Source organism: Mucilaginibacter sp. P2_A4, assembly GCF_056405015.1.
Genome location: NZ_JBFUCX010000004.1, coordinates 250,866 through 263,178 on the forward strand (window position 1 = coordinate 250,866; position 12,313 = coordinate 263,178).

7 protein-coding genes are annotated in these 12,313 nt (G+C 43.7%); 5 read left to right on the forward strand and 2 right to left on the reverse strand.

Features of this window, described 5'->3' with window-relative positions; genetic code table 11:
- The first annotated feature begins 14 nt into the window (after nt 1–14).
- Both AC1DYB_RS10025 and AC1DYB_RS10030 read left to right on the forward strand, forming a co-directional pair.
- Nucleotides 15–224, forward strand: coding sequence for a hypothetical protein (locus AC1DYB_RS10025; RefSeq protein WP_477434556.1), 210 nt, complete (start codon nt 15–17; stop codon nt 222–224).
- Nucleotides 225–469: 245 nt separating this feature from the next.
- Complete coding sequence (locus tag AC1DYB_RS10030) at nt 470–2,926, forward strand: TonB-dependent receptor domain-containing protein (protein ID WP_477434558.1); 2,457 nt, start codon at nt 470–472, stop codon at nt 2,924–2,926.
- 153 nt (nt 2,927–3,079) lie between these two features.
- On the opposite strand, the gene AC1DYB_RS10035 is transcribed toward AC1DYB_RS10030, so the two are convergent.
- Entirely contained in the window at nt 3,080–5,575 is a 2,496-nt protein-coding gene (locus AC1DYB_RS10035) for a M14 family metallopeptidase (RefSeq protein ID WP_477434560.1), read from the reverse strand.
- Nucleotides 5,576–6,197: 622 nt separating this feature from the next.
- On the opposite strand from AC1DYB_RS10035, the gene recQ reads away from it, so the two are divergent.
- Together recQ and AC1DYB_RS10045 are read left to right on the forward strand one after the other, a co-directional pair.
- Nucleotides 6,198–8,372 (forward strand): DNA helicase RecQ, encoded by a 2,175-nt coding sequence (gene recQ / locus AC1DYB_RS10040; protein ID WP_477434562.1) that lies wholly within the window; start codon nt 6,198–6,200, stop codon nt 8,370–8,372.
- 38 nt (nt 8,373–8,410) lie between these two features.
- Entirely contained in the window at nt 8,411–9,769 is a 1,359-nt protein-coding gene (locus tag AC1DYB_RS10045; RefSeq protein ID WP_477434564.1) for a UDP-N-acetylmuramoyl-tripeptide--D-alanyl-D-alanine ligase, read from the forward strand.
- 219 nt (nt 9,770–9,988) lie between these two features.
- Here AC1DYB_RS10045 and AC1DYB_RS10050 read toward each other — a convergent pair whose 3' ends face one another.
- Nucleotides 9,989–11,119, reverse strand: a complete 1,131-nt coding sequence (locus AC1DYB_RS10050) for an NAD(P)/FAD-dependent oxidoreductase (protein WP_477434566.1) — start codon at nt 11,117–11,119, stop codon at nt 9,989–9,991.
- Between the two features lie 301 nt (nt 11,120–11,420).
- Between AC1DYB_RS10050 and AC1DYB_RS10055 the strand changes: the two genes are divergently transcribed.
- Nucleotides 11,421–12,149: a zinc metallopeptidase gene (locus tag AC1DYB_RS10055; RefSeq protein WP_477390796.1), complete on the forward strand. Its 729-nt coding sequence runs from the start codon at nt 11,421–11,423 to the stop codon at nt 12,147–12,149.
- Nucleotides 12,150–12,313: the final 164 nt, after the last annotated feature.

Here is a 12,313-nt window from a genome sequence, read left to right on the forward strand (position 1 = left end):
TCAATTACAACCTCATGAGAACACTAATAAAATATATAAGCCTGCTATTATTTAGCGGGCTTATTATTCCTTTTTACAGCATTACATTCAACGCCGCCAATCCAACTCCTGCTAATTCAACCGCTTTAATCTCAGCCGGTAGTAACCGCCCTTTAGGCCAGGCTGTCATTATAGACATAGCTAAAAATATCTTCCCTGCATTAAAAAGTTTAATTTCTCTGTAACCAATTACCCCTAATGTGCATCTTATACAAAAACGCACACAAATTACAGACCGGGGCCTATCAGGGTAAAACATCGCTATCGCCCCTTAAACTGATACACTATGAAACAAACCGCTTATACATTATAATTACTAACCACCCCTAAGGCTAAACGCCAAAACAGCTCATACTTATTTACACAATTTTTAAAAGGAAGCATTTTCCTTAACGGCTTTTTATTGCCCAAACTTTTTAAAAACATACAAATGAAAACTAAAATCAATCATATATTATATACCCTCCTGCTTGTAGTTATCAGCTGGGGTGTATCTTTTGGCCAAACCGGCAAAACCGGGAGCGCCAAAGTATCCGGCTCCCTTGTAAATGACCAGGGTAAACCTCTTGATTTTGCCAGCGTGAGCATCATCAACGCATCAGATTCAACCATAGTGAAGGGTGCTTTAAGTAATGATAACGGTGTTTATTCCTTTGATAAGGTTCCAACCGGCAAATACCTGATAAAGGCTACCGTGGTTGGCTATGCAAAAGCAATAAGTCAACCCTTTACTGTTACCGAAAAATCGGCTCACATATCGGTACCGGTTTTAAACCTGCAACAAGGTACCAACGCTTTAAAAACAGTTAGTATCACAGCTAGCAAACCTTTGATTGAACGTAAGATTGACCGTACAGTAATGAATGTGGAAGGCAGCGTACTTGCCGCAGGCAATACCGCTATGGAGATACTGGCCAGGGCCCCGGGCGTTACTGTTGATAAAGATGATAACATCAGCCTTAAAGGCAAACAGGGTGTAACCGTAATGATTAACGACAAACTCACTTATCTAACTGCCGCACAGTTGGCAACCTTGTTGCGCTCCACAGACGGCAATACCATTAAATCTATCGAGATCATCACCAACCCATCGGCTAAATATGATGCAGCAGGCAACTCGGGTATCATTAATATCAAACTAAAAAAGAATACGCAGTCGGGTACAAATGGTAGTATTACTGTTGGTGCTGCCAAAGGCAAGTACTGGAGAGATAACAGCAGCCTGAACCTTAATCATAAAGATGGTAATTTAAATGTGTTTGGCACTTTTAGTCGTGGGGATAGCAAGCGGGGGCATGATTTGCTGCTTGACCGTGTGGCTACTGATGCACAAGGGGATAAAACCTATATTAACCAGGATTCGCACATGCCGGGCTCAAATCATTATAATAACTATCGCCTGGGCGCCGATTATGATCTTACCCCCAAACATGCCATTGGTTTTGTGGTAAGCGGCTACTCCAACGGCGGTACAGACAACAACAGCACATCTACTATTTTTGGCAAACAATTTGGCGTTGCCGATTCATCATTGCGCACTACATCTTTAATAAAACAAACCTATAAAAACTTTGCCCTTAACCTTAACGACAGGCTTAAGATTGATACCAGCGGACAGGAGTTAGGTATCGACCTTGACTATTCCAAGTTCAGAAACAACTCCAACGCGTTTTATTATACAAACTATTTTAAACAAGATGGAACCAAACAGCATGCCCCTTTAAACCTTAGCAACCAAACGCCATCAACTATAACTATATATACAGCCAAGATTGATTATACCAAACCCTTAACCAAAACCATAAAGCTTGAAGTTGGTGCAAAATACAGTAATGTAAAAACCGATAACGACCTGCAGGCGCAAAAACAGGATAGCATTACCAATTTATATGGGCTTGATGCTTCCAGAACCAATCGCTTTATTTACGACGAAAAAATTACCGCGGGCTATATCAACCTGAATAAACAATTCAAAAAAGCATCTATCCAATTGGGCCTCCGCGCCGAACAAACCAAATCAAACGGCAATTTATTAGGCAGCACGCCGGTAACCCGCAGCTATTTAAACTTTTTTCCAAGTGTGTTTATCAACCGCACATTAAATGATAAAAACGAGATCAGCTTCTCCTATAGCCGCCGTATTGACCGCCCGGGTTATGATGACCTTAACCCCTTCATCTATTACCTTGACCCTATTACCTTTTCGCAGGGTAACGCGTTCCTTAAGCCACAATACACACAAAACTTTGAGTTTAATTATACCTATAACCACACTGTAAATGTAAGCCTTGGCTACAGCCATACTACAGATGCCATTACCGAGCTGATACTTACAGAAGGACAAAAAACATTTGAAACTCACCAAAACCTGCAAACACAAACCGGGTATAACATTAATATAAACACCCCCTTTACCATTACTAAATGGTGGGAAGGCAACGTTAACCTTACCGGGTTTTATCTCGGCTTTAAATCAGATACGCTTGCAGGCTTCAATTTTAATGATGGCCGGGCAGCTTTCCAGGGCAGAACAACGCAAACATTTAAATTTGCCGGCTACCGTTTAGAGGTAATGGGCGACTACCAATCGCCATTAACTTACGGCATATATAAAATAAGGCCTCGCTATTCTGTTGATTTGGGCGTAAGCAAATCATTCATGGATAAGAAACTTAATGTTAAGCTGGCCTGTGATGATGTTTTCAACATCCGCCGCAATGACCTGAGCAGCCATGCGCTCAACAACAACTTTGATATTAAACAAAGGAACGATAGCCGTGTGGGTCGCCTTACGTTAACTTACAACTTCGGCAACAGCTCAATCAAATCGCGCGAACACCGCAGCGGCGCAGATGATGAAAAAGGAAGAGTGAAGGGAAATAATTAGGTCCCCCCAGCCCCCTAAAGGGGGAGCTTGAAAGCCAAACGGCCTTGCTTATTACTAAGCAAGGCCGTTTGGCTTTTTGTCACATATGTCCTTATCTAATTGCCAACATGCAAATCAAAAAGCTCCCCCTTTAGGGGGCTGGGGGGCTTAGCTCTACTGCCCTACCATAAACACCGCGTTGCAAAACAGCAGCTTACCGTTTTCCCAAAAACTGCGGAACAACGGATCGTCAACCATATACACTACAGACCCGCGGCCCATGGATTGAACACCAAGCAGCAGCCCATTATTGATCTTTTGTTTGGCCTGCGCACCCGCGAAGCCGGATACATAGCTATCCTTTTTAATAGTGCCAACATTCCAGCCGTCCTCGCCGCCAAACAGCTCATATATATCATCGTTAAGCTTTAATGAATAGTAATAATTGGGTAAACCAAAACCAAGCGGGTGGGTGTTATCAAGGTTAAGTTTAAAAATGGCGCCGGGAATCATACCACGGATGGCGTCACGATCGCGGTCACCATATATTTTAACGGTTTTGTCTTTATCCTTATCATCTTTTTTATCGTCTTTCTTTTTTATCAGGAACCCTTTCTTATCAACCAGTAACGCTACAGCATTATCTACCGCTATAAGCTTCCCACCATCGCGAACCCAGTTCTGTAGTTTCTCGGATGGGAAATCATCGTACCTGCCGTCAGGAAAAATTGCCACATCAAAATCGGCTAAACGGGTGCGGCCAATATCCTGGTATCTAACCAGGCTAATGGGATAACCCAACTGTGCTTCAAACAAGTGCCATACCTCTCCCATCGCTTCGGAGTTTACTCCATCGCCGGCAACCAGCATAATTTTAGGCTGGCGAATATACCTTACCGCGTCAGAGCCAAGGTCTGATCCTTTATCAACAAACCCTGATGACAGCGGCGTAACCTCCTGGTTAAGCTCGGCCGCCGTTTGGGTAACTGCCTGGTCAAAATCGGCACGGTCATTTCCTGATCGGGTTATTAATAATGATCCAGGTGCAAAATGCTTACCGGCCGCGTCAAATGGTTTTTCGGAGTAACGCACCTTTACCTTCTTTTTAAGCAAAGCAGCCAGAAATTTTACATCGCCAACAGATTGCCATGCCGATACATAGGCATACGCATGTGTATTTACCAAAGGCTTGGGCGCCACAATGCTCCATTCGGCACTTGCCGGTTTAAATGATTCTTTAACACCATAGGCCTTTAAACCAAAGGCGTAAGGTAATGACCATGCTGTAATATCATAAGTGTTTGAATCCGGGATAAAAGTCCTGGGCTCCAGCAACACATGCAGCAACACCGCTTTAGGCTGATAGGCGTTTACCACCAGGTCATTAGGCCCTACATTATATTGCTCAGTTTTACCTGTTATATAATCATACCCCGTTACCGCCTTATTACCTAATCCAAAACCATACTGAATACCGTTGCGGGCAAGCAATTTGGCCATGGCGTTTATTTTATTATTGTTATCGTTTTTAATAACATAGGTTTTGTACTCGCCCGGAGGATTGGCCCGACTATTATCAAAAAACTTTTTGAACTCATCTTTCAGCTTTTGCGCATTAGCCGATGCTGTTTCTATAGTACTTAAGCCGGTTGCATGGTGATGGGCCACACGCTGTACCAATGTAAGCGTATCGCCGCTGCGGGTAACAACCGCCAAACCGGCGCTGATTCCCCCCTGCTCATACGTCATCCCTATTGAACCGTTATATAAGGGATAGGTATCGCCGTATGATGGGTAAAGCAAGTCGAACTCGTATTTGGTAAAATACATCCAACCGTTTTGGTCAAAATATTTAGCGTTGTTTTTACCAATGGTAACCTGGAAATCGCGCTGCCATTGCGTAATATCTTTATGATATGGCTCTGCTGCGGGGGCAAAGTAATAAGGGGCATTGTATCCCTGCTCGTGATAATCCACATGCACCTGCGGCAACCATTGGTTAAATAAACCTACACGGGCCTGCGTTTCCTTTTGCTGCTGCCATGCCCAATCGCGGTTAAGGTCAAAATAATAATGGTTTACCCTGCCACCCGGCCATGGTTCGGCATGCTCGCGCGATGTTGGGTTGGCATCGGGCACAATACCATGTACAGAATTATAAAAATTAACATACCTGTCGCGCCCATCCGGGTTTAAGCAGGGGTCAATAACAACCAACGTATTTTTAAGCCAGGCCTGCGTAGTTGTATTAGCCGGATCAACCAGGTCATACAAGGTCCACATAGCTGCTTCGCTTGATGCCGGCTCATTACCATGTACGTTATAGCTTAACCAGGTAATTACAGGCACATTGGCCAGCAGGGGGCCGCTTTCTATCCCGGCCACACGTAAGTTATTATGACGGATCTCTTCCAGCCTGCCAATGTTCTCGTCTGATGCGATGAACATAGCCAGCAATGGCCTGCCTTCGTTAGTGGTGCCAAACTGTTGCAGCTTTACATTTTTAGATGCCTGGGCTATGTATTTAAAGTATTCAACAATGCGGTAATGCGGGGTAAACTGTTCGCCCGGCTTATAACCCAGGAACTCTTCGGGCGATTGTATTTTTTGGGCAAAGGCCGAAAAGAAAAAGCTGACAAAAACAAAAAGGAGTAGATGTTTTTTTAACATAATATATGTGTAGGATAAGAGATACGCTAATATGCGAATTTATTTCAAATGTGCGGATATACGAGATTGCAGATGTGCTGATTGTTACAATATGAGCGGAGTGGTGTATTTTTGATTAAAACACAAAATGACTGACTGGAACGATGCACGTTTTAACAAAAGGTATAGAAAATTCTATATTTTACTATGTGTTTTGGCGGGATGCTTTTTTATTTATGCCTATTTTGGATTTAAGGATTATGCCCGAATCCATCGACATGAAGTGTTCTTGTGGGATTTTAATGGCAAAGTTGATAGCTTGAAAATCGACGATAAGTCAACTTTATATATACATGTGAATGGAACAGAATTTCATTTAAAAGACTATAATACACGTTTAAACAATTCAGATTTACGATCCTCTCCCATTATTCAAAATGGCGATTCTGTGCTCAAGATAAAAAACTCCTTTGATATTAAGCTAATTAAATGGCAAACCAGGAATACGAAAATACTGCATTGTTACCTGGATACTTTATATTATTGATAGACTACAGGCAAGACAAAAAATCTAAAAATTTTAGCAAGCTGCCTTATAATTCGTAATTTGCACATCTAAAATTTGAAATCTGCACATCTAAATATGCTCCCATTACAGGCCCTGCAAAAGTATTTTGGTTATAGCGCGTTCAGGCACCAGCAGGAGGCTATTATTCAGCATGTATTAAACAAGCAGGACGTAATGGCGCTGATGCCAACCGGCGGTGGTAAATCATTATGCTACCAGTTGCCCGCGGTATTATTGAACGGACTTACCATTGTAATATCGCCACTTATAGCTTTAATGAAAGACCAGGTTGATAGCCTGAATGTTAGTGGCATCCCGGCAGCATTTTTAAATTCGGCCCAAAAACCCGATGAACAAAGGCGATTGGTTGAGCAACTCAGAAACAATCAGATAAAACTGCTTTATTTAGCTCCCGAACGACTGTTTGGCGGCGATAATAAAATGATCACCTTTTTAAAGACCCTGCCAGTAGTACAAATAGCTATTGACGAAGCGCATTGCATCTCGTCATGGGGGCATGATTTCAGGCCAGAATACCTGATGCTTGCACAGCTAAAAAACGAGTTCCCCAATGTGCCGGTCATCGCACTTACCGCTACTGCCGATAAGCTCACCCAAAAAGACATACTGGAGAAATTAAATCTCCATAAACCCGCGGTATTTGTATCCTCCTTTAACCGGGCCAATATTACTTACCGGGTTATCCCCAAAAAAAACAGCTTTAAACAGCTTATTGCTTTTTTGAATGAGCGACCAGACGAATCGGGCATTATATACTGCTTGTCGCGCAAATCAACCGAGGAGCTGGCTGCCGACCTTAAGGATGAGGGCTTTGCCGCCGAAGCCTACCACGCCGGCTTAAGCAACGAGGTAAAAGTCAAGAACCAGGAAGCTTTTTTACGCGATGATGTAAAGATCATTGTGGCAACCATTGCCTTCGGGATGGGCATCAATAAATCAAACGTGCGTTACGTAGTGCATATTGATCTGCCTAAAAACATTGAGGGCTATTACCAGGAAACAGGCCGGGCCGGGCGCGATGGACTGCCATCAGAGGCGTTACTACTGTATTCGCCGGGAGATGCAGGCAAGCTGCAGCACTTTGCCCGCATTGAAGGTAACGAAGCCCAAAGCCGTATCATGCTTAACAAGCTGAACGATATGGTGAAATATTGCCAGCTGCAGGCTTGCAGAAGGCAGTACCTCATGAATTATTTTGATGAGGCTTTTCCGCCCAATTGCGGCTCATGTGATTTTTGCTTAACAGAGTTTAAGCGTTTTGATGGTACGCTGATAGCCCAAAAAGCACTATCGGCAGTGGCCAGGTTAAATGAGCGTTTTGGAGTTAATTATGTGATTGATTTTTTACGCGGATCAAAAACCGAAAAGATCCGCGACGAGCATAAGCTGCTAAAAACCTATGGCATTGGTGCCGATATTAGCAAACCCGACTGGCAACGCTACATCCGCGAGCTGATCACCATGGATTACCTGCACATTACCGATGACGGTTACCCTATAGTAAAACTAACTCATAAAAGCGCTGCCGTATTAAAAGGTCTGCAAAAGGTTGAATTTATTGAAAGTGAGGTAGTAGAAGAAACCCATACCCACGAGCAGGCGCCGCCGCATGAAAGCGAACTGCTGAGCCGCTTAAAGAGCGTACGCAACGATATTGCCCGGTTAGAAAATGTACCAGCCTACATCATTGTATCTGATGCTACCTTGTTAGAAATGGCCACCTTCCTGCCGCATAGCTTAGATGAGCTGCGTTTAATCTCGGGTTTTGGCGATATTAAACTGGCCCGTTACGGCCGGGAATTATTACAGCCGGTTAAGGATTATTGTAAAGAAAAAGGACTGGAATCCAAGATAGCCTATAAATCGCCCAAACGCGAACGCAAGGCCAAAACCCAAAAAGCAGAACGGACGCCGAAAACACGCAAAACCAATGATACCCGTACCGAAACGTTTACCATGTATCGCCAGGGTAAAGGTATAACCGAAATTGCAGCCGCCCGTGGCTTATCCCCCATGACCATTGAAGGTCATTTGAGCCATTTTATTGAATCGGGCGAAATAGATATCCTGGAAATCGTATCCCAGGAAAAAATCCCCGTTATTAAAGATGCCGTGGAGAGTTATGGCCGCGAGATGTTATCGCCATTAAAACAAATTTTGGGCGATGATTACAGCTACGGCGAAATTAAAGCCGTAATAAGCTGGATGAACAAAAACGAAATAATTTAACTTTGTTATACAAACGCCATCAAGCGTTCAGATTAAGTATGACCACTACCCAACAACTATACCAGCTATACCTGCAACACCCTGCTATCAGTACCGATACCCGCCGCATAGGTACGGGCAGTCTCTTTTTTGCGCTAAAGGGTGATAAATTTGATGCAAACACCTTTGCCGCGAAAGCAATTGAAGCCGGTGCAGCTTATGCTGTGATAGATAATCCCGAATATCAGTTGGGCGATAAATATTTATTGGTGGCAGATGTGCTAACTACCCTGCAGGATCTGGCTCGCTATCATCGCAGGCAATTAAATATTCCCGTTATAGGACTTACCGGCACCAACGGTAAAACCACCACCAAGGAGCTGATCAACGCTGTACTATCTCAACACTTTAAAACCCAGGCCACACAAGGCAATTTAAATAACCATATAGGTGTACCACTTACCATTTTAACTATAGATGCCTCGCACCAGGTGGCGGTTATTGAAATGGGCGCCAATCACCAAAAAGAAATTGAATTGCTTTGCAGCATTGCGCAACCAAGCCACGGCTTAATTACTAATGTAGGGAAGGCACACCTGGAAGGCTTTGGAGGTATCGAGGGTGTAAAAAAGGGCAAAGGAGAATTGTATGATTATTTTTTGGAGTCCGAAAGTCCGAAAGTCCGAAAGTCGGATACTGCTGTTTTCATCAATAGCGACGATAATACCTTAATTGAAATGGCAGACGCACGCCAATTGCATAACGTGGTTTATTATGGAACTAACACTGTTGACGACCTGGTTAGTGGTGAGTTAATAGAAAACTCGCCCCTGCTTACTTTAGCGTGGACCAACAATAAAACGGGCGATAATTATAAAGTAAAAACCCAGCTTACCGGGGCTTATAACCTGCATAATATATTGGCGGCTATAACAATCGGCACCTATTTTAAATTATCAGCCGCAGAGATCAATGCCGGGATTGAAGGCTACCAACCTACAAACAACCGGTCGCAAATTGTTAAAACGGCTACCAACACGCTTATTTGTGATTACTACAATGCCAACCCAAGCAGCATGTTTGTAGCTATAGAAAACATCGGCAAGCTTGAAGCCAACCGCAAAGTACTTATCCTGGGCGATATGTTTGAGATGGGTCCCGAATCAGCTGTGGAACATACCTCAGTAATGCAAAAAGCATTGGATACAGCTGTTGATGAACGGATTTTTATAGGGAAAGACTTTGTTGCAGCTGCCCAATCCATGGACCATCGACAATCCACAATCGAAAAAACTCAATTTTATGTTACCGCCGAGGATGCCATTGCCGGCTTAAAAGCTAACCCTATCACCGGCTCAACTATCCTGATCAAAGGCTCAAGAGGGATGGCTTTGGAACGTTTGGTGGAGCTGTTTTAAGTATATAGATCAAGTAATATCTCCTATATGTCATTGCGAGCGCAGCGTGGCAATCGCGAACTTTACAGGGAGGATTGATTACTTCGTTCCTACATTACGATTTGCAAATAATCCCTTTTGTCATCCAGGAACGGAGTGAAGGATTTGTTATTCACCATGCTTCTTCGCCCTGTACAGTCTGTGAATAGATGCTTCACTCCGTTCAGCATGACAAATCTTTCAATTAGCTATCACCAGCTCCGCCACTTCCTCTCCCACTAAACTTCCCATAGCCACGCCCATGCCATTGCATCTAACCGCGCAAAAAATACCGGGCTTTACTTCTTTTACTATCGGGCTTAGCTCTTCGCCGAAACCCATGATGCCGCTCCACCAATAGTCAATTTCCACTTCCTGATTCGGCAGGATCACATCTTTCAAATAGCTAACTAATTTTTCCTTTACAACATCTGTATGCCCAAAGTCCCAGGTTTCTTCGGCTTTATAATCCAGGTTGCGGCCGCCGCCGAATAATACCCGGTTATCAATATTACGGAAGTAGTAATAGCCATCGTTAAAATGATAAGTTCCCTTCAGCTTCAAACCCGGTACCGGCCGGGTGATCAATACCTGCCCCCTGCCCGGAATAACATTCAGCTCGGGATATAACTGGCTGGCAAATGCATTGGTGGCCAGGATTACTTTTCCTGCTTTAAAAGCGCCTTGAGTGGTTTGCAGGCTGATGTGTTTGCCTTCCTGTTCAATGGCAGTGATCTCCACATTGTTTAGCACCAGTACGCCCAACTCGTATACCTTATATAATAAGGCACGCATCATTTTACCGGTATGTATCTGGCCCTCAAACGGATTGTAGATCATGTGACTTACCTTATTAAAGCCAAAATCTGCAATTTTTTCATCAGCTACTGCATAAATGTCAGCCTCCCCTATAGCCTGTTTTAATAGTTTATTGAGGTTTTCTACCTGGTCGAAAGCCTTTTTGGCAGCTTCGGCCTCATCCTCCATAAATAACTCGTGGCCACCATATTGATGATAGTCAATATGGGCATCGCCAAGGTTTTGCCTTAAGCGCTGCAGGCCGCGCCACTTATACTCTACCAGCCGCATAGCCTCGGCTTCTGATGAGCGGTTTATTACTTCAATTTGTTCGCTCACTGTACCAAAACAGGCAAAACCAGCGTTTTTAGTACTGGCCCCTGATGGTAAAAAGCCCCGCTCCAAAACCAATACCTTTAAAGCAGGTTGCTGCTTTTTTAAATGCAAAGCGGCACTTAAGCCAACAAGACCACTACCAACGATGATCACATCGGCATTGTCAATAAACGCGGTACGCTCCCAGTATGAATACATGTTAAGTCAAAAGTAAAAATTCAAATTCAAAAGCCTTGCAAATGGGAATTTACTTTTGACATGAACAACGAAACGGAATAATTTTTGACTGTGAGTAGTTATACATGTACTTGAAGTTACGTAATATAGATTGAGTTCTTGAAAGACTATTTGCGAACACGTCATTGCGAGGTACGAAGCAATCTCTACACAGGCAGATCTGCCCTGCACAGTCCGCTCTGTATAGCAAAGAGATTGCTTCGTACCTCGCAATGACGGTGGAGAATTAAGGTATTTTGACTTTTTAATTTTGACTTAATATATGAATCACTTATCGTTAATTATTGGATACATAAGCTATAATTCGGCCTGGCTATTGATGATTTTGATTGCCGTAGTGAGTTTTATTGTGCAGTGGCGATTTAAAAGTAAATTTAAACAGTATTCAGAGATCGGCCTGCTATCCGGTCTTTCGGGCCAGGAGGTAGCGGTAAAGATGCTGCGCGCCCATGGCATATTTGATGTGCAGGTATTGTGTGTGGAAGGGCAGCTGAGCGATCATTACAACCCCGAAACAAAAACAGTTAACCTGAGTCAGGATGTTTATTACAGCCGGAGCATAGCCGCCGCCGCGGTTGCCGCTCATGAATGCGGCCACGCGGTACAGCATGCACAGGCGTATGGCTGGTTGAGCTTCCGCTCGGCTATGGTACCGATTATCAATGTGGCATCAACCTTAACCCAGTGGACATTGTTCATTGGTGTAATGCTGCTGTTTTTTGCCCATAACCCTATTGTACTGGCGGTGGGCGTTGCCGCATTGGCATTGGTTACCTTTTTTAGTTTTGTTACCCTGCCTGTTGAGTTTGATGCAAGCCGCCGCGCGCTGGCCTGGCTTAGCAACAATTATAGCATTATACAAACAAGCGAAGAACTGGAGCTGGCTAAAGATGCCCTATGGTGGGCCGCCATGACCTATGTTGTTGCCGCTATAAGCGCATTGGCTACGCTGGTTTACTACGCTTCGTTTTTATTCAACAGGAGAAATTAAGGCGGAGCCTCGGATGTGCAAATATGCAGATGTGCAAATTTCAGATTTCAGATGTGCAGATTTTTGATCCCCGTTGAGAAAAAAAGGCATAAGCATATCGGACCTTCTCCATTTACAGCAAGATTCGGTTTTTACAACATTATCTGCACATCTGAAATCTGCAC